Raw genomic sequence first — 18,806 nt, forward strand, 5'->3', positions numbered from 1 at the left:
CTCGGGGTCCGGGCGGCCGGGCAGCCCGGCGGCTCCCGAACACGATCAGCGGCGGCGCCAAGGGGGTCGTCGCGGCGAGGTCGGCCAGATCCCGCTGCTCCGGTCGTCGGCCTGCGCTGTACTCACTCCTCCAGTTCCCGCGACCGCGCAGCCGCCCCTCCACACCACCGTGGACCCGGGCTTCCCCGGCATGCGCGTGGTCGCCCGAACAGGGCTCCACTGCAAGCCAGTTGAAGGAGATCGGGCATGTCCGAGCAGCAGGCCGCGAAAGAGAAGTCCGCCGTACCACCCCAGTCGGTTCCCCCCGCCCCCGCCTTCCCCGTGCCCCCGGCCACCGTCGCCCCCGCCCCGCCGGAGTTCAAGTACACCTGGGGCCAACACAACGACACCATGGAGGCCCTGTCGCTCGGGCAGATGGCCCGCCGCGTGCCGTCCGCGCTGCGGCAGACCGCCCGGCTCGCGCTCGCCGTCAACCGCACCGCGTTCCACGTCCTGGTCGCCGCCCAGATCCTCGGCGGGATCTGCACGGCGGCGGCCCTCGCCGCGATCTCCCGGGCGATGGTCCCGCTGCTGGCCGGCGACGGCGTGCACGAACGGATCTCGGCCGCCGCCTGGCCATTGGTCATCGCCGCCGCGATGACCGCGCTCGGGGCCCTGGCCTCCATCACGGCGGCCGGCGCGGCCCGCCGCCTCAATCCCGGCATGGCCACCCTCGCCGACCTCGCGATGGTCGACGCCCACATGGACGTCGAACTCGCCGCCTACGACGCCCCCGACTTCACCGAACGCTCCGAGGCCGCCGAGACCGGATCCGCCCGCTCCGCCATGCTGCTCCAGGACGCGCTCGGCTTCACCGGCGGGCTGATCGACATGCTCGCCGTCGCGTCCGTCCTCGCCGTCGTCCACCCCGTCCTGCTGCCCCTGCTCCTGCTGTCGGTGGTGCCCCGCGGCCTCGGCTCGGTCCACGCCGCGCGCCTCGACTACCGCCTCCACAACCAGACCATCGCCTCACGCAACATCAAGCACATGATGCGCTGGCACCTGACCACCCCGAAGCTCGCCGACGAGCTGCGCGGCAACGGCATGCGGCCGTACGCCCACCACTGGTACGCGGCCGTCTGCGAACGCATCGACTCCCGGATGGTCAGCTCCGCGCCCCGCTACTTCACCGTGTACCTGGTCGCCGCCGCCGCGTCCGGGGTGTTCGTCGTCGCGACGTACGGGGCCCTCGCCGGGCTCGTCGTCGGCGGGTACATGGCCATCGCGGCGGCGGGCACGGCGATCGTCGCCATGCGGACCTCCACCGCGGCCCTCTCCCAACTCGTCGTCTACGGCGCGGCCATGTTCCAACACGCCCTCTACCTCGGGGACTACACCGCCTTCGTGAAGGAGGCGGCCGAGAAGTCCGGTCCGCGCGGACCCCAGGTGATGGAGAACGCCCCGGACGAGATCCGGCTCGAAGGGGCCACCTACACCTACCCCGGCAAGGACACGCCCGCGCTCGGGCCGGTCACCCTCACCCTGTCGCGGGGCGAGGTCGTCGCCGTCATCGGGGAGAACGGCGCCGGGAAGTCCACCCTGATCAGGTTGCTGACCTCGCTGACGGCCCCGACGTCCGGCAGCGTCTCCTGGGACGGCGTCCCGACCTCCGAAGCCGACCAGCGCACCGCCTGGCAACACGTCGGCCTCGTGACCCAGTCGTACGGACACTGGCCGTTCTCCGCCCGGGAGAACATCACCCTCGGACGGCCCGACCCGCGCGGTGAGGAAGCCGTCTGGGAGGCCCTGGACGCAGTCGGCATGCGCGCCAACGTCGAGGAGTTCCCGGACGGCCTGGACACCCTCCTGGCCCGCTCGGTCTGGGGCGGCCACGAGCCCTCCGGCGGCCAGTGGCAACGCCTCGCCTGCGGCCGGGCGTTCCACCGCAGGCCCGGCCTGCTGGTCATGGACGAGCCGACCTCGGCCATGGACCCGCGCGGTGAGCACATGGTCTTCTCGGGCCTGCGCGACATGAAGGACGACCGGATCACCGTGATCGTCACGCACCGGATGGAGAACTGCCGACTCGCCGACCGGATCATCGTCCTCGACTCCGGTCGGATCGCGGAGCAGGGCACCTACGAGGAACTCGTGGGCCTGGACGGCCCCTTCGCGGAACTCGTCCGGCTCTCCCAGGACCGCTAGGAACACCCCGGCCCGGCAGGGCCCGAGCCCCTGCTCCCGCAGGCCCCCCTTTCCGGGGACCCCGATCCTCCCGGGGCGGATGCGGCCTCCCGCACCGCCCCGGTGGCCCGTGGGTACGCGATCCCCGCGCCGCCGCCGGCACGGGAGGACCGGGCCCGCTACGGGAGGACCGAGTCCACGTACCCGCCGTCCACGCGCAGCGCGCCTCCCGTGGTGGCCGACGCGTACGGGGAGGCCAGGTAGACCACCATGTGCGCGATCTCCTCCGGTTCGATCAGCCGCTGGATCAGCGACTGGGGCCGGTGCAGTCGCATGAACTCGCGCTGCGCCTCGTCCCAGGGGAGGTTCCGGTCGACCAGCTCGTACACGAAGTCCTCGACGCCCCCGGTGTGCGTGGGACCGGCGATGACGGAGTTCACGGTCACCCCCGTGCCGGCGGCCTCCTTGGCGAACCCGCGCGCCACGGCGAGCAGGGCCGTCTTGGACATCCCGTAGTGGATCATCTCGGCCGGGATGACCACGGCCGAGTCGCTGGCGATGTTCTGCACGCGCCCCCAGCCGCGCTCGATCATGCCCGGCAGGTAGTGGCGGGTCATGCGGACGGCCGTGAGGACGTTCACGTCGAAGTAGCGCCGCCACTCCTCGTCGGGGATCTCCAGGGCGGCCCGCGCGCCGAAGATCCCGAGGTTGTTGACGAGGACGTCGGCATCCGGGACGGCGTCGAAGACGGCCCGGGCGCCTTCCTCCGTCGCGATGTCGCCCGGGGCGGCGACGTACTCGCCACCCCGGGCCGAGAGGCGTTCCACCGCCTCGTCCACGGACTTCCGGCTACGACCGTTGACGGCCACCCGGGCACCCGCGTCGGCCAGCCCCGACGCGATGGCCGCGCCGATTCCCTGCGTCGATCCGGTGACCAGCGCGGTCCTGCCGGAGAGGTCGATGAGCACGCCTGTACCTGCCTTGCCTGCGGTTGCCTGTCGGGGGCGCGGTTCCGTCGCCGCCGTCCCCTTCCGACTTCCCCGCAGTGCCGGATTCATCACCTCTGTACTGATCCGTCGTCCGGTCGATGCGCCGACTGGTCGATGGGGCGATGGGCCCGATGTGCCGACCGGTCGATGAGTCGATCCGTGGATTCGTGGATGCGTGGATTCGGCCGACCGGTTCCGGCAGATCAGTCCCTCGGGCGCAGCCCGGCCAGCAGGACGTCCAGGGCCAGGTCCGTGGCCTCGGACAGCGGGGTGTCGTCGAGGAGGGAGGCGACGGCGAGCGTCGCGAGTCCGTGCACGGTCGAGAACGCCACCTGGGCGAGGCGTTCGGGGTCACCCGTACGCACGGCTCCCGACCGCTGCCCCTCCTCCAGCAACCGGGCGACGATCAGCAGGCTCTCCCGGCCGAGCTCGCGGAGCTCCTCGCTGGAGCCGTCGGCGTGCTTGACGGTGAACATCAGGTCCAGCAGCGCGGTGTGCGCGACGGCGAAGTCCACGTAGGCCCGACCCAGTTCGGCCATGCGCGCCCCGATCGGGCGGGGGTCCCCGGAGTCGGAGGTCGTGCGCATGCGGGTGTTGAGGGTGGTGAAGCCGCTGACGGCGAGGGCGTCCATGAGGGCCTGTCGGTCGCGGAAGTGCCGGGAAGGCGCCGCGTGGCTCACGCCCAGGTCGCGGGCCAGACCGCGCAGGCTGAGGCCCTCCACCCCGGCCTCGGTGAGGACGACCTCCGCCCGTTCCAGCAGGGCGGCCCTGAGATTGCCGTGGTGGTACGACCCGTCGGCGGTCAAGACGGTTTCCCCTCTCTCGGTCCTGCAATGTTGTCATTGACTACAATGATGTCGATGCCTACATTGATTATGACGCAGACCTTCCACGAACTGGAACTGGAGCAACCGACATGTCGATGACGTACAGGGGTACGGTGGCCCTCGTCACCGGGGCGAGCGCGGGACTCGGTGTCGAGTTCGCCCACCAATGGGCCGAGCGCGGCGCCGACCTGGTCCTGGTCGCCCGCCGCCTGGACCGGCTCGAAGAACTCGCCCGGGACCTGGAGAAGCGGTACGGCATCCGGGCCACGGCCCTGGCCGCCGACCTGGCCCTCCCCGGCGCGGGCGCGGCCCTGCACGCGGAGCTCGAAACCCGCGGCATCAAGGTGCAGACCCTGATCAACAACGCCGGCTTCGGCAGCCACGGCGCACTCCTGGAACAGGACCCGGCGCAGGTCGACCGGATGATCCAGCTCAACGTCGCCGCGGTGGCGGGCCTGACCCGGGCCTTCCTGCCCGATCTGGTGGCCGACGGCCGGGGCGCTCTGATCACCCTCGCCAGTACCGCCGCCTACCAGCCGACCCCGGCGATGGCGGTCTACGGAGCGACCAAGGCGTTCGTCCTCAGCTTCACCGAGGCCATCGCGTACGAGACCCGGCGGTCCCGGTTGCGCGTCCTCGCCGTGTCCCCGGGGCCGACGAGCACCGAGTTCTTCGACGTGGTCGGCAGCCGTGACGCCGTGGTCGGCAAGGTCGCCACGCCCGAGCAGGTCGTCACCACCGCCCGCCGCGCCCTGGAGCGGGGTTCGACCCCGCCGAGCGTCGTCGCGGGCCTCGGCAACCGGCTGTCCGCCCTGGCCTCCGGGCTCGCCCCCCGCCGCCTCGCGCTGACCGTCGCGGGCCGGGCCCTGAAGGCCTGAGCCCGGGCGTCGAAGGCCTGAGCCCGAGGGGCGGAGGTTTGAGCCCGAGGGCCAGAGGTCTGAGCTCAGCACTGAAGGCTCGGGTCCGCCCCCGAAGGCGCGAGCCCAGCGCCGAAGGCCCAAGCCCAACCCCGAAACCTTGGGTTCAGCCTCGAAGGTGCGGGCCCAGCGCCGAGGGCCTTGGGTCGAGCCTCGAAGGTGCGGGCTCAGCGCCGAGGGCCTGAACCAACCTCGAAGGCGCGAGCCCATCGCCGAGGGCTTGGAGCCCAACCTCGAAGGCTTGAGCCCAGCCCAGCCCAGCCCAGCCCAGCCCGAAGCGCGAGCGCCGAGGCGTCCGCGGGAAGGGGAGCCGGCCTCCGGCGGCCGAGCCGGCTGAGGCGTCCGCCGGAACCGGACCCGGCGTCCGGCGGCCGAAGCAGCCCCTACGGGATTCGCCGGGAACGCTCCGGCGCCCCGACCCGGAGGGCATGGGGGACCATGGGAAGGTGCCGGAAGAACCTGCCGGCCCCGACGATCCGGCGGCCGGACGACCACTGGAGACGGCCCTGCACGCCGTGGTCCGCGCCACGGGCGCGTCCACCGGCATGCTCTACCTCGCCGAACCCGCCGGGCGGGTCCTCCACCTCGCCCTGACCTGCGGAGTGGCCCGCGACCTCGCGGCGCCCTGGTCGCGGGTCTGGCTCGACGACCGGATCCCCGTCGCCGACGCTGTCCGCGACGGCCGCCTCGTTTGGCTCGGGGGACGCGAGGAGACGGCCCGCCGCTACCCCCGGCTCGCGCTGGTCCTGCCCTACGCCTTCGCCCTCGCAGCGGCCCCCCTCCCGGCATCCCCGCCCCCCGCCGGTCCGGCCACCACGGGAGAGCCCCCGACCTCGGCATCCCCGACCCCGACGGCCCCGCCCCCCGGGGGCCCGGCCATCGCAGGACTGCCGTCGACACCGGCGTCCCCGACAGCCCCCCTCCCGGCATCCCCGCCCCCCGCCGGTCCGGCCACCACGGGACAGGCCCCGACCCCGACGGCCCCGGTCCCGACAGGGCCCCTCCCGGCATCCCCGCCCCCGATGGCCCCCGCCTCCGCCGGTCCGGCCACCACGGGAGAGCCCCCGGCGGGCCCACCTCCGGCGGGCCCACCTCCGGCAGGCCCCGCCCCGGCGTCCCACGTCCCGGCGTCCCCGACCCCGACCCCGACGGGCGACGCCCCCGTCTCCCCGGACCCCGCCGGCCACCCGACCCCGCCCCGGCCCGACGGAGCGGTGGCGGCGGCCGGTCTGGTGCTGCTGTGGCCCGGTTCGCATGCGCCCCTTCTCGAACCCGCCGAGCGGGACGCGATCGACGCCGGGTGTCGGCGCCTCGCTCAGGTCCTGAGGGAGGCGGAGGAGGCCGGGCGTCCGATCGCCGCGGCCGCCCAGCCCGTGATCATGAAGCCGCCGCCCCCGCCGACACCCGGTCCAGTGGAGGCGGCGGCCGGACTGGCCTTCGTACGTCGCCTCCCCGGCGGCAGCTGCGCCCTCGACCTCAACGGGAGGATCACCTTCCTCACCACCGAGGCCGCCGAACTGCTCGGCGCCCCGGTGGCCGACCTCATCGGGGCGCTGCCCTGGGAGGCGCTGCCCTGGATGGACACCCCGGTGATCGAGGACCACTACCGGGCCGCCGCCATCAGCCGCATGTCGCGCAGCTTCGTCGCCGTACGCCCGCCCGACCGGAACCTGCGCTTCGAACTGCACCCGGACGGCTCGGGCATCAGCGTCCGCATCACCGCCGCGGACACGGAGGCGACCGATGCCCCGGACCCCGACCCCGACGAGGGACCGCACCTGCCGAGCCGTGCCACCGCCCTCTACCAACTCATGCACCTGGCTGCCACCCTCACCGAGGCGGCGCACGCCCAGGACGTCGTCGACCAGGCCGCCGACCAGCTCGTTCCCGCCCTCGGCGCGCAGGCCATGGCGCTGCTCGTCGTGGACGAACAGCGTTTGCGCATCGTGGGGTTCCGCGGCTACACCGCAGAGCTGATGGCCCGCTTCGACGGCGAACCCATGGCCTCCGGCACGGCGACCACGCGTGTCCTGCGGACCGGCAGCGCCCTCTTCTACGCCAACCCCGACGAACTGCTGGCCGCGTACCCGACCGCGGTCATCCAGGACGGCATGTCGGCCTGGGCCTTCCTCCCGCTGATCGCCTCGGGCCGCCCGGTGGGGTCCCTCGTCCTCGCCTACCGGCACCCGCACCCCTTCGTCCCCGGGGAACGCGCCGTCCTGACCGCGCTCGCCGGCCTGATCGCCCAGGCCCTGGACCGGGCGCGGCTGTACGACTCCACGCACCGGCTCGCGCGCAGCCTGCAGACCAACCTGCTGCCGCACACCCTGCCCCGCGTCCCCGGTCTGGACGTGGCCGCCCGCTACCTGCCCGCCGCCCACGGCCTCGACGTCGGCGGCGACTTCTACGACCTCATCCGCGTCGACGGCGCCACCGTGGCCGCCACCATCGGCGACGTCCAAGGGCACAACGTGAACGCCGCCGCGCTCATGGGGCAGGTCCGCACCGCCGTCCACGCGACCGCCGGGGCCCCGCCCGGGGAGGTCCTCGCCCGGACCAACCGGCTCCTCACCGACCTGGACCCGGGACTGTTCACGAGCTGCCTGTACGTCCAGATCGACCTCGCCCGCCACACGGCGTGCCTGGCCACCGCGGGCCATCCGCCGCCCCTCCTGCAGCACCCCACCGGACCGGCCCGGACCCTGGACCTGAGCCCGGGGATCCTCCTCGGCATCGATCCCGACGCCGTCTACGAGAGCACCGAGATCCCGTTCCCGCCCGGCACGCTCCTCGCGCTCTACACGGACGGCCTCGTCGAGACCCCGGGACGCGATCTCGACAGCTGCATCCGCGAAGCCGCGGCCCACCTGTCCCAGGCGCGGCCGGTCGACGACCTCGCCGACGGCCTCGTCGCCCACGCCCAACACGTGGCCCCGCGCACGGACGACATCGCCCTGCTCCTGCTCCGGCGCGCGGAAACGGCGGCGCGGACGCGGTGACCGGGGGCGGGGAGGCGGTGTCGGTGCGCGGCCCGGGTTCGGACCGGCCGCGGCGGCCCGCCCCGGCCCGGGCCCTCAGTCCCGGGATCCGGCCGTCGAATCCAGCCACGCGCCGATGCCGGGCAGGGCCTCGGGTCCGCTGTCCCGCTCCACCGAACCGACGAGATCGGCGACGGAGACCTCCCGGAGCGACGCCCGCCAGGCCTCGTCGGCGGCGGCCATCGCGCGGGCGATCGGGCACGGCTTCGTGCAGTCCTGGGGCGGCGTGCCGAACGGGCCTCGCTGACGGATCTCGGTGCACACGAACGCCGGTCCCGCACCGTCGACCGCCTGCACCACGTCGAGGACGGTGATCTCCGAAGCGGCCCTGGTCAGGACGTATCCCCCGGTCTTGCCCTGGACGGACTTCACCAGGTCGGCCCGGGACAGGGCCTGCATCTGCTTGGCCAGGTAACTGGGGGAGACGTCGTGCAACAGGGCGAGGCGGGCGGCCGGTACCGGTTCGCTCGCCGCGGTCAGCACCACGCAGCAGTGGAGCGCCCACTCCACGCCTCCGGACAGTTTCACGCGCCCTCCCGTTCGCCCTTCCGTTTGACTCGGACACAGACTATCCGAGTATCATCCCGGACATAAGTTGTCCGAGTTTGCGGCCGGCAGGGAGTCGCGCTCGACTCACGGAAGGACACGGCCATGAAGATCACGGTCATCGGCGGCACCGGACTGATCGGCACCCAACTCGTCACCACGCTCCGTGCGGCCGGACACGACGTGGTGCCGTCCTCCCCGTCGACCGGCGTCGACCTGCTCACCGGCGCCGGCCTCGACGAGGCCCTCGCGGGCGCGGACACGGTGGTGAACGTGAGCAACTCGCCGACGTTCGACGAGGCCTCCCCGGCCTTCTTCCGCACCACCACGGAGAACCTGCTGGCGGCCGGGGAACGCGCGGGTGTGCGACACCAGGTGATCCTCTCCATCGTGGGGGTCGACCGGGTGCCGCAACTGGACTACTACCGCGCGAAGACCCTCCAGGAGGAGCTGCTGCGCGGCGGCCCCACCCCCTACTCGATCGTGCGCGCGACCCAGTTCTTCGAGTTCGTGGACGCCGTCATGTCCTGGACCGCCGACGACCGGACCGTGCGGCTGCCCGCCACCCCGGTCCAGCCCGTGGCGACGGCCGACGTGGTCGCCGCGCTCGCCGACGTCGCCACCGCCGCGCCGCTGAACGGCACGCTCGACGTCGCGGGTCCGGACGTCCTCCCCCTCGACGAACTCGGCCGCCTCACGCTGTCGTTCCGACAGGACGACCGTACGGTCGTCACCGACGAGCGGGCCGGCATGTTCGCCGTCGTCGAGGGTGACGTCCTCACGGCCGGCCCCGGCGCCCGCCTGGCCCCGACCCGTTACGAGGAGTGGCTGCGCTCCCGGTGAGCCGGTCGGGGCTGAAGGTGCGCGGCGGGGCGCCGGATCCGGACCCGCGCGTCAGCCCAGGGGCAGTGACAGGTGGGCGGGGCGGTTTCCGTCGGAGGTGATCGTGGTGGTGCTGTCCTCGACGCCGGCGTCGGAGTAGAGCGGGTCCTTGCCGGTGAGGACGAGCATGAGCCGGTGGTCAGCCGCCAGGTCGTACCCGGCGGCCTGGAGCCGCCAGGAGACGTCACGGTCCTGGCCGGGGGTCAGGTCCGGCAGGGTGAGGGGTTCGTGCGTGACGATGCGGGCGGTCTCGTCGGGGGCGAGGTCCAGGAGGAGGGCGACCAGGGTGGCGGAGGCGGCCGAGCTGCGGACGGTCAGGGCGAGTTCGGGGACACCGCGGATCCGACGGGCGGACTCGACGGGCGCGCTGGTCCACACGGCGAGGTGGCGACGGTCGAACTTGCCGGTCGGATAGGTCTTCGGACTGCCGTTCCACTCGGCCTGACCCGTGATGACGGGGTCGTCGACCGCGGTGGCCTCGGTCGGGTATCCGGCGGTGAACTCCCGCTGCCACCCGATCTCCGGCTCCGCGTCGAGTCCGCCGTCGCGGCCGCCCGGAGCGGCCGAGGTCAGGTACCAGCGCTCGGTGGAGGTGGTGACCTCGGCCCAGGACGGCCTCGTCTCGCGGACGGCGGGCTCGGTGATCACGTCCTTCCCGGTCTCCGGGTCGGTCCGGGTCAGGTAGGTGAACATGATCTGGTTGCTGACCGCCGGCCAGTCGGGCACGCCGTTGTCGGCCCCGAGCAGGTGGTGGTCGAGCCAGGCGAACGCCTCCTCGACGGGCACGTTCGGCCCGCTGAACGGGATGGTCAGACCGGCGCCCTCGGGGGCGGCGTGGTCACCGATCCACATGTTCAGGCGTTTGGGCACGGTCAGGTGCTCGAAGTGCTCGACGACCTGGTTGGCGGGGAAGAGCGTCTCGTGCCAGGTGTTGGAGAAGAACGTGGGGACGCCGCGCGCGTTGGTCGCGTCGACGTAGGAGGACGGCGCCCGCACCGTGCCCCAGGCGGCCACCTCCTCGAGGTTGCGTCCGGCGTCGAAGTCCGCCAGCAGCCGCTGCGTCGCCGCGTCGAACTTCCGCTCGACCGGGCCGCCGGTGAAACCTGTCAGTGCCCCTCACCGCGGCCAGGTGCCGGGTGTCGTTGTCGTAGAGGCTGGTCGCGAGGTTGCCCCAGGTGCTGAGGGCGACGACCGCGCCGACCCGTCCGGCCGGGTCGTTCGCCGCGACGAGCTGGCTGATGCCGGAGCCGTACGACTCGCCGAGGAAGGCGATCGAGCTCGGTTCGAAGTACCGCTGGGCGTAGTCGATGACGGTGGTGCCGTCCGCCCAGTCCGCCGGGCCTGCCACGTCGATCGTGCCTTCGGAGGTGAACGGACCGTCCACGTAACCGCCGCCGGGGAGGGCCACCGTCGTGCCGATGCCGCGCGGGGTGTACGCGAGCACGTGGTAGCCGCGGAGGGCCAGTTGTAGGTAGGTGTATTCGAACAGGGCCCAGCCCAAGGGGGTCCAGCCCGCCGGCACGATCACCACGGGTCGAGGTTCGGTGGTGTCGAGCCTGATGGTGTGTGCCGACAGGCGCACGCCGTCCAGGTCGGAGGCGATCCGGGGGAATCCGATGGTCGCCCGCTGCCGCACCTGATCGGCCTGCTGCCGCAGATCGGGCGGCAACAGGGATGTCCGCGCCGCGCCGCCCAGCGTGGCGACCAGTGCCTCGGCCAGGTTGACGGCGGTCGGATCGAGCGCGGTGGGGGAGGCGCGGACGCCGTCCCGGGCGATTCGGTTCAACTGCGCCGTGGTGACCGCGCCGATCGCGCCGTCCTCCTGCGGATGGCTCATGAACTGTCCTCTCCTCGTGCCGGACCGGTGCTGTGGTGATCCGCATCGTTCCAGCTCAGGAGGGTGCCGAGGCAGCAACTAACAGGACATACCCGATGGTTCGGGAATCAACGGTATGCCAATCTATCGGGTGGTTTGGATACTCCCCGGCATCACTTCTCTCAGGAAGCTGTCAAATCCGTGAACCGGGCGGGCCGGGACGGTCGAGAACGCTCGGAACCGACCGGCTTGGAATCGCCGGTGAACACATGCGAACCCCGACGGAGTTCGGCCCCCGGACCGGAACGACGCCGGACCGGCGCTCCACCCCACCACGGAGCCACCGGCGCCGATCGGCGCGTGTGTCCGGCCCGTTGACAGTGCGACCGACGCCTCGGGATCATCTGGGAGAGCGCTCTCCCATCGGCAACAGGCGTGAAGAGGTCGGTACATGCGCGGCAGCGACGCGGAACGACTCATCGACGGACTGGACCTGCGGCAGCGGATCCGGCTCCTCACCGGCTCCGACACCTGGCGCACCCCGCCCGAACCGGCCGTCGGCCTCGGAGCGATCGTGTTCTCCGACGGCCCGGCCGGGGTGCGCGGACCGGGCTGGGACGAGAACCACCCCTCGGCCCTGCTGCCCTGCGCGAGCGCGCTCGGCGCACTGTGGGACGAGGAACGCGTCCGCCGTCTCGGCGGGCTCCTGGGCGACGAGGCCCGCCGCAAGGGGGTCCACGTCGTCCTCGCACCCAACCTGAACCTCCACCGGAGTCCCCTCTCCGGGCGGCACTTCGAGTGCTTCTCCGAAGACCCGCTGCTCACCGGTCGGACCGGGGCCGCCCTGATCTCCGGCATCCAATCCCGGGGCGTCGCGGCGGCCGCGAAGCACTACGTCGCCAACGACTCCGAGACGGAACGCCTGACCCTCGACGCCAGGCTCGGCGAACGGGTCCTGCGCGAGCTGTACCTCCCGCCCTTCGAGGCCGCCGTCCGGGCCGGGGTCTGGCTGGTGATGTCCGCCTACAACAAGGTCAACGGGACCACCATGAGCGAGAGTTCGCTCCTCACCGAGCCCCTCAAGGGGGAGTGGGGATTCGACGGGGTCGTCGTCTCCGACTGGGGAGCCGTCCGCTCGACCGTGCCCGCGGCGGCGTCCGCGCAGGACCTCGCCATGCCCGGACCCGCCGGACCGTGGGGCGAGGCCCTGGCCGTCGCCGTCGAGGACGGCCGGGTACCGGCCGAAGCCGTCGCGGACAAGGTGCGCCGCCTGCTGCGGCTCGCCGCCCGCGTCGGAACCCTGAACGGCCGACGGCAGCCGGACGACGGGGGCGGGGGGAGGGGAGCGCGGTCCGGGCCCCGCCCCGACCTCGGCGGCCCCGGGTCGGGCCCGCGACGTCGTCTGCTGCGCGAGAGCGCCGCCGCGAGCTTCGTGCTGCTGGAGAACCGGGCCGGCGGACTTCCGCTCGAAGCCCCCGCGCTCGACCGTCTCGCCGTGATCGGGGTGCACGCCACCGAGCCCCGGGTCCAGGGCGGCGGGAGTTCCGAGGTCTTCCCGCTCGGGGTGGTGACCCCCCTGGCCGGGCTGCGGGCCGCCCTGCCCGACCGGGTACGGGTGGTGTACGAGCCCGGCCCGCGGTGGGCCGGCGCCGCCGAGCCCGCGCCGCTGGGGGCCCGGTACGCCCGCGACCCGGACACCGGCCTGCCCGGCGTGCGGCTGCGGGTGCTCGACGCCGCCGGGGCGGTGCTCCGCTCGCAGGCGCAGCCCTCGGGCCGCGTCCTGGAGCCGGGGTTGCCGCCCGGCGCGGCCACCATCGAACTGGAGGCGGTGCTCCACCCCGATGTGACCGGCCCCTGGACCCTGGGGCTCGGCGGCTTCGGGCAGATGTCGCTCGACGTGGACGAAGTCACCCTGCTGAAAGGGGAGTTCCCGCCCGGTACCGACGACCCCGCCGTCGTGCACGTCCGCCCGCCCCAACGGACGGCCCGGATCACCCTCGAAGCCGGCCGGCCGGTCCGCGTCGTCGCCCGCCGGGCACTGGCCTCCGGGACGGGGCGGGCCACCGTGCTGACCGCCGCGCCGCCCGACCCCGAGCCGGGGCGGGCGCGGGCCGCCGCGCTGGCCGCCGCGCGCGCGGCCGACGCCGTCGTCGTGTGCGTCGGCAGCGATGAGGGTGGGGAATCGGAGGGGCGTGACCGTGACACCCTCGAAACGGACCCCCTCCAGGGGCAGTTCCTCAGGGAGATCGCCCGCGCGAACCCTCGTACGATCGTCGTCGTCAACTGCGGCGCACCGGTCGTGCTCCCGTGGCGGAAGGACCCCGCCGCCGTTCTGCTCACCTGGTTCCCCGGCCAGGAGGGCGGCGCCGCCCTCGCCGACGTCCTCCTCGGCCGCGCCGAACCGGGCGGAAGGCTCCCCACCAGCTGGCCCGACGCCCTCGCCGACGCCCCCGTCCGCACCACCGGGCCCACCCGCGGCGTCCTCCCGTACGAGGAGGGCCTGCACATCGGATACCGCGGCTGGCTGCGTTCCGGCCGGGAGCCGGCCTACTGGTTCGGTCACGGACTGGGTTACACCACCTGGGAGTTCGAGCGGATCGGCACGCCCGTCCCGCTCCCCGACGGCGGGTACGAGGTCCCGGTCGAGGTGCGCAACACCGGGAGCCGGCCGGGCCGGGAGGTCGTCCAGGTCCACCTCGCCCGGCCCGGATCGACGGTCGAGCGCCCCGTCCGCTGGCTGGCCGGTTGGGCGGCCGTGCGGGCGGCATCGGGGGACCGGGCGACGGCCCGGGTACGGATCCCCGTGCGCGCCCTCCAGCACTGGTCGCCGCCGGCCGGTGACTGGGTCACCGAGCCGGGCCGGTTCACCCTCCTGGCCGGGCCCACCGCCGGGAACCTTCCGCTGCGGGCGGCGCTCGACGCCTGAACCCCGACGGCTACAGTGCGGCCATGGACACAGGGGGTCGCAGGGGAACGGGGACCGGGACGGCCCCGACGCTGGAGGACGTGGCCCGCGCGGCGGGCGTGTCCCGGGCGACGGTGTCCCGCGTCGTCAACGCCGTCCGCAACGTCGATCCGGGCATCCAGGAGGCGGTCCGGCGGGCCATCGCCGAAACCGGCTACGTACCGAACCGTGCGGCCCGCTCGCTCGTCACGCGACGCTCGGGCGCCATCGCCCTGGTGGTCTGCGGGGCGGGCACGGACGCGGACGGCGTTTCCGGTGGGGGCCGCACCGGTGGCGCCGCGGTCGGGGACCAGGACGCGGCGCCCGGAGTCCTCCAGGACCCGTTCTTCGGGCGGGTGGTCGGCGGAGTGGTGCGCGCGCTGCGGCCGCGCGGGGTGTACCCGGTGCTGATGTTCGCCGACTCGGCGCGGGACCGCGCACAGGTGGTGTCGTACCTGGGGGAGGGCGGGGCGGACGGCGCGCTGCTCGTCACCACGCGCGGTGACGACCCGCTCCCCGGGATGCTCGCGGCGGCCGGGCTGCCCGCCGTCCTGTTCGCCCGCCCCGCGGCGGCCGCGCGGGTCCTGGACCGGGTGGACCTGCGGCACCGCGACGGTGGGGCGCTCGCCGCCCGGCACCTCCTGGAGCGGGGCCGCCGGCGGCTCGCGGCGATCGGCGGGCCCCGGGAGGTGACGGCGAGCCGGGAACGGCTCGCCGGGTTCGCGGAGGCGGCCGGCAGCGACCTCGGGCCGGTCGCCGAGGCAGACTTCACCGTCGACGGGGGCGAGCGGGCGATGCGCCGACTGCTGGCCGGACGGCCCGACCTGGACGGGGTGTTCGCGGCGAACGACCTCATGGCCCAGGGGGCCTGCCTGGTGCTGCGGGAGCACGGGCGTCGGGTTCCGCAGGACGTGGCCGTGGTCGGCTTCGACGATTCGAGCGCGGCCACGGCGGCCCGTCCGCGGCTGACGACGGTGCGCCAGCCGGTGGAGGACATGGCGGCGGAGATGGTCCGCCTGCTCCTGGACCGCCTCACCGGCGACGGCCCCCCGGAACCGGCCGAGGTCCTCTTCACCCCGACCCTGGTGATCCGCGACTCCACCTGACCCGCGCGCCACCGGGGGCACTGCGGCCCCCGGCGCGATGCCGGGGCGCGACGCCCCGATCCGGCGCTCCGCCCCGACGATCCGACCCGGCCCGATGCCCCGGAGCGACGGCCCGCCCTGCTCGGCAGCTCGGGCACCGTGCCCCGTAGTCGTGACGGACCGCCACGCCCCTCGCGGCCCCCGCCGGATCCCGACCCGCGGGCGCGCTTGTTCGGATGTTCCCGGGCGGGCGCGGGCGCGGGCCATTCCCCGGCGGCTCCGCCGGGTGTGCCCGAAGGGCCCCGGGTGCGGGGCCCGGGGCATCGGGCTGGTGGGGGCGGAGCCGGTTCGCCGGTGCCGCGTTTCGGGTGGGTTCGTCGTGCGGCCGAGCGGTTCCTGTCCTCCGGTACCCGCCGGCGGCACCCGTGGCCCCGGCCGGGCGCAGCGGCGGCCCCGGGTGGGCACGCGGAGCGCGCGGGCGCGGGCGGTGGCGGCTCGTACAGGGCCGTCGGTTCATGCGGGTCGGTCGGGCTCGTACGTACGGAGCCGCTACGTGCTCCACGTGCCCTACGTGCGGAGCCGCCACGTGCTCCACGTGCCCTACGTACGGAGCCGCCACGTGCCCTACCCGCGGGCCGGGCCCGGGCCGGCCCGCCGTTACGCACCCTGCCGGTCCCCGGCCCCGGCAGGGTGCGCCGTTCTGTCGGGGCCCGGGCTCAGCCCCGGCTCTGGCCGGTGCTGCCGCGGACCTCCATGGCGGTCTGCCAGCCCGGCTGTTCGGCGGGGGGTTCCGGTAGGGCGCGGCGGCCGCCCGCCGCGAAGAACGCCGACAGCGGGAGCGTCGCCGCGCCCACCGTGACGGCGTCCGGTCCCAGGGAGCCGAGGTCGATGGACACCCGGGCCGCGGGGTGTCGCAGCGAGTAGCGCGTCGCGTGCTCCCGGACGGCAGGCAGGATGTGCGGGCCCAGCAACAGGCCGGCCCAGCCGCCGATCAGGATCCGTTCCGGTCGGAACAGGTTGATCACGTCCGACAGGCCGGCGCCGAGGTACTCCGCGGTCTCCTCCAGCACCGCCAGGGCGAGCGCGTCCCCCGCGCCCGCCGCGTCGAGCAGCGCCGACAGCGCTTCCTCCTCGTCGGGCTCGAAGACCCCGACGACCCCGCCGGCCCCGACCGTCCGGCCGTCACCGTCACCGTCACCGCCGCCCACGCCCCCGCTCGCCGGCCCCGGTCCGCCACCCCGCTCCGCCCAGCGGGCGAGGACCGACTCCGCCCCGGCGTACGCCTCCAGGCAGCCCCGCGCCCCGCACCGGCAGCGCCGGCCGCCCACCGACACGGTCAGGTGGCCCCACTCCAGGGCGGTGCCCGAACCGTCGGTGATCAGGCTCGCGCCGACGCCCGACCCGAAGAGGACCACGACGGCCTCCCGAGCTCCCCGACCCGCCCCGAACCACATCTCGGCCTGGCCGAGGGTCCGCGCGCCGTTGTCGATGAGGTACGGGACCTCCTCCGGGACGGCCTTCGTCGCGCGGAGCAGCGCCTCCAACGGGACCGCGTCCCAGCCGATGGTCTGCCCGTGCACGACCGTCCCGCCGGGCGCCTCGCGGTCGATGATCCCGGGGACGCCGACGCCGACCCCCAGCAGCCGCTCGGTGCCCACCCCGGCGTCGGCGAGGACGGTCGCGATGCCCGTCCGTACGTGGTCCACGATCGGGCCGACGTCGTAGCAGCCGCGCGGCAGCAACGGCAGCTCCGTACGCGCCAGTTCGGTGAGGGTGAGGTCGAACAGCTCGACCCGGACCCGGGTTTCGCCGACGTCCACGCCGATCATGTGCGCGCTGCCGGGGGCCACCCGGAGCAGGGTGCGCGGCCGGCCGCCGTCGGAATCGACGATCCCCGCCTCCTCCAGCAGCCCGTCGGCGACGAGCTCGCCGACGACGTTGCTGACCGATCCGGAACTCAGCCCGGTCGCGGGCCCGAGTTCCTGCCGGCTCATCGGTCCGCCGAAGTACAACCGCTGCAGTACGGCGCTGCGGTTGCCGCGCCGCAGGTCCCGCACCGTACGTCCGCTACGCCCCGTGGTCATCTGGCCCCTTCCGCCGTGACTTCGCTCGCAACATACCCCTGCGCGACCCCTTGACGCGACCCTTTCCCGAGGCTTAACTCACGTCCTAAATTAAGGCCTGGACGCATCAGGTGCTGCCGAGGTCCCGGGCCGACGACACCCGGGCCCCGCTCACCGGCCTTCCCACGACCCTGCCGAAAGGGGCCGATCCGCCATGCGCAGATCCCGAGCCGCTGCCGCCGCCGTGACAGTCTCCCTCCTCGCCGTCGCCGCCACCGCCTGCGGCGGCGGTTCCGCGGACAGCGGGGGCGGTACCAACACCGCCCCCAAGGAGCTCACCTACTGGGCGTCCAACCAGGGCCCCGACATCGCGGCGGACGAGGCGACCCTCGGCCCCGAACTCAAGAAGTTCGAGCAGCAGACCGGCATCAAGGTCAAGCTCGAAGTCGTCCCCTGGTCGGACCTGCTCAACCGGATCCTCGCCGCCACCGCCTCCGGTCAGGGCCCGGACGTGCTCAACATCGGCAACACCTGGTCCTCCTCCCTCCAGGCCACCGGCGCCCTGCTGCCCTGGGACGCCAAGAACTTCGACGCGATCGGCGGCAGGGACCGCTTCGTCGCCTCCGCCATCGGATCGGCCGGCGCCGCCGGTCAGGACCCCGCCGCGGTACCGCTCTACTCCATGTCGTACGCGCTCTACTACAACAAGAAGATGTTCCAGGAGGCCGGCATCGAGAAGCCGCCCGCCACCTGGGACGAGATGGTGAGCACCGGGCAGAAGCTCTCCAAGGACGGCAAGTGGGCGCTGGGCGCCGAGGGGTCCAACCTCTCCAACAACATCCATCAGGCCTTCGTCTTCTCCCAGCAGCACGGCGCGGCCTTCTTCGACGCCGCAGGCAAGCCCACGTTCGACAGCCCGGGCAACGTCGAGGCCGTCAAGCAGTACGTCGACCTCATGGCCAAGGACAAGATCATCGCCCCGGGCAACGCCGAGTACGACAAGAACCAGTCGCTCCAGGACTTCGCCAACGGCCGCACCGCGATGGTCCTGTGGCAGAGCGCCGCCACCAGTTTCAAGGCCAACGGCATGAAGGACGGCGACTGGGGCGTGGCCCCCGTCCCCGTCCCCGCGGGCGGCGCCCCAGGCGCGGGCAGGAACACCAACTCGATGGTCGCCGGGATCAACCTGGCGGTCTTCAAGAACACCGACAACATCGACGGCGCGCTGAAGTTCGTCAAGTTCATGACCAGCGACGAGGAGCAGAAGGTCCTCAACAAGACCTACGGATCCATCCCGCCGGTCAAGGCCGCCCAGAGCGACCCCGCCTTCGCCACCGAGGACCTCACCGTCCTCCGCGACACCCTCGGCACCAGCGCCGCGCCGCTCCCGCAGGTCCCCGAGGAGTCCCAGTTCGAGACCGCCGTCGGCACCGCCGTGAAGGAACTCTTCGCCGAGGCCGCCGCCGGTCGCCCCGTCACCACCGAGTCGGTCAAGGCCAAGCTCACCAAGGCCCAGCAGCAGATGGCGAATTGAGT

At 73.7% G+C, this 18,806-nt stretch carries 13 protein-coding genes; 7 read left to right on the forward strand and 6 right to left on the reverse strand.

Going from position 1 to position 18,806, the window contains the following annotated elements:
- Window positions 1–246 precede the first annotated feature (246 nt).
- Window positions 247–2,184, forward strand: a complete 1,938-nt coding sequence (locus ACFVS6_RS08295; protein WP_389701798.1) for an ATP-binding cassette domain-containing protein — start codon at window positions 247–249, stop codon at window positions 2,182–2,184.
- Between the two features lie 158 nt (window positions 2,185–2,342).
- On the opposite strand, the gene ACFVS6_RS08300 is transcribed toward ACFVS6_RS08295, so the two are convergent.
- Complete coding sequence (locus tag ACFVS6_RS08300; protein WP_389701800.1) at window positions 2,343–3,131, reverse strand: SDR family NAD(P)-dependent oxidoreductase; 789 nt, start codon at window positions 3,129–3,131, stop codon at window positions 2,343–2,345.
- A gap of 224 nt (window positions 3,132–3,355) precedes the next feature.
- A complete protein-coding gene (locus ACFVS6_RS08305) occupies window positions 3,356–3,958 on the reverse strand; it encodes a TetR/AcrR family transcriptional regulator (RefSeq protein WP_389701802.1) in 603 nt (200 codons plus the stop codon).
- A 110-nt stretch (window positions 3,959–4,068) separates the two neighbouring features.
- Here ACFVS6_RS08305 and ACFVS6_RS08310 point away from each other — a divergent pair, with 110 nt between their 5' ends.
- Together ACFVS6_RS08310 and ACFVS6_RS08315 are read left to right on the forward strand one after the other, a co-directional pair.
- Entirely contained in the window at window positions 4,069–4,857 is a 789-nt protein-coding gene (locus tag ACFVS6_RS08310) for an SDR family NAD(P)-dependent oxidoreductase (RefSeq protein ID WP_389701803.1), read from the forward strand.
- Between the two features lie 485 nt (window positions 4,858–5,342).
- Window positions 5,343–7,895 carry a SpoIIE family protein phosphatase gene (locus ACFVS6_RS08315; protein ID WP_389701805.1) on the forward strand — a complete coding sequence of 851 codons (2,553 nt, stop codon included), beginning with the start codon at window positions 5,343–5,345 and terminating at the stop codon, window positions 7,893–7,895.
- Window positions 7,896–7,970: 75 nt separating this feature from the next.
- Here ACFVS6_RS08315 and ACFVS6_RS08320 read toward each other — a convergent pair whose 3' ends face one another.
- Window positions 7,971–8,462 (reverse strand): RrF2 family transcriptional regulator, encoded by a 492-nt coding sequence (locus tag ACFVS6_RS08320; protein WP_389701807.1) that lies wholly within the window; start codon window positions 8,460–8,462, stop codon window positions 7,971–7,973.
- A gap of 123 nt (window positions 8,463–8,585) precedes the next feature.
- Here ACFVS6_RS08320 and ACFVS6_RS08325 point away from each other — a divergent pair, with 123 nt between their 5' ends.
- A complete protein-coding gene (locus ACFVS6_RS08325) occupies window positions 8,586–9,323 on the forward strand; it encodes an SDR family oxidoreductase (protein ID WP_389701809.1) in 738 nt (245 codons plus the stop codon).
- Window positions 9,324–9,374: 51 nt separating this feature from the next.
- Here the strand turns inward: ACFVS6_RS08325 and ACFVS6_RS08330 are convergent, their stop codons facing one another.
- Entirely contained in the window at window positions 9,375–10,232 is an 858-nt protein-coding gene (locus tag ACFVS6_RS08330; protein ID WP_389701811.1) for a CocE/NonD family hydrolase C-terminal non-catalytic domain-containing protein, read from the reverse strand.
- Window positions 10,201–11,199: an alpha/beta hydrolase family protein gene (locus ACFVS6_RS08335; protein ID WP_389701813.1), complete on the reverse strand. Its 999-nt coding sequence runs from the start codon at window positions 11,197–11,199 to the stop codon at window positions 10,201–10,203. The genes ACFVS6_RS08330 and ACFVS6_RS08335 overlap by 32 nt, the downstream gene beginning before the upstream one ends.
- Before the next feature lie 430 nt (window positions 11,200–11,629).
- Between ACFVS6_RS08335 and ACFVS6_RS08340 the strand changes: the two genes are divergently transcribed.
- The gene (locus tag ACFVS6_RS08340; protein ID WP_389701815.1) at window positions 11,630–14,104 is read left to right on the forward strand and encodes a glycoside hydrolase family 3 C-terminal domain-containing protein; all 2,475 of its coding nucleotides are present in this window, start codon (window positions 11,630–11,632) and stop codon (window positions 14,102–14,104) included.
- Between the two features lie 23 nt (window positions 14,105–14,127).
- Window positions 14,128–15,228, forward strand: a complete 1,101-nt coding sequence (locus ACFVS6_RS08345) for a LacI family DNA-binding transcriptional regulator (RefSeq protein ID WP_389701816.1) — start codon at window positions 14,128–14,130, stop codon at window positions 15,226–15,228.
- 695 nt (window positions 15,229–15,923) lie between these two features.
- Here the strand turns inward: ACFVS6_RS08345 and ACFVS6_RS08350 are convergent.
- Window positions 15,924–17,291 carry an ROK family protein gene (locus tag ACFVS6_RS08350; RefSeq protein ID WP_389701818.1) on the reverse strand — a complete coding sequence of 456 codons (1,368 nt, stop codon included), beginning with the start codon at window positions 17,289–17,291 and terminating at the stop codon, window positions 15,924–15,926.
- Window positions 17,292–17,484: 193 nt separating this feature from the next.
- Between ACFVS6_RS08350 and ACFVS6_RS08355 the strand changes: the two genes are divergently transcribed.
- Window positions 17,485–18,804, forward strand: a complete 1,320-nt coding sequence (locus ACFVS6_RS08355; protein ID WP_389701819.1) for an ABC transporter substrate-binding protein — start codon at window positions 17,485–17,487, stop codon at window positions 18,802–18,804.
- Window positions 18,805–18,806: the final 2 nt, after the last annotated feature.

This window comes from Streptomyces sp. NPDC057939 (assembly GCF_042887545.1).
Taxonomy (GTDB): Bacteria; Actinomycetota; Actinomycetes; order Streptomycetales; family Streptomycetaceae; genus Streptomyces.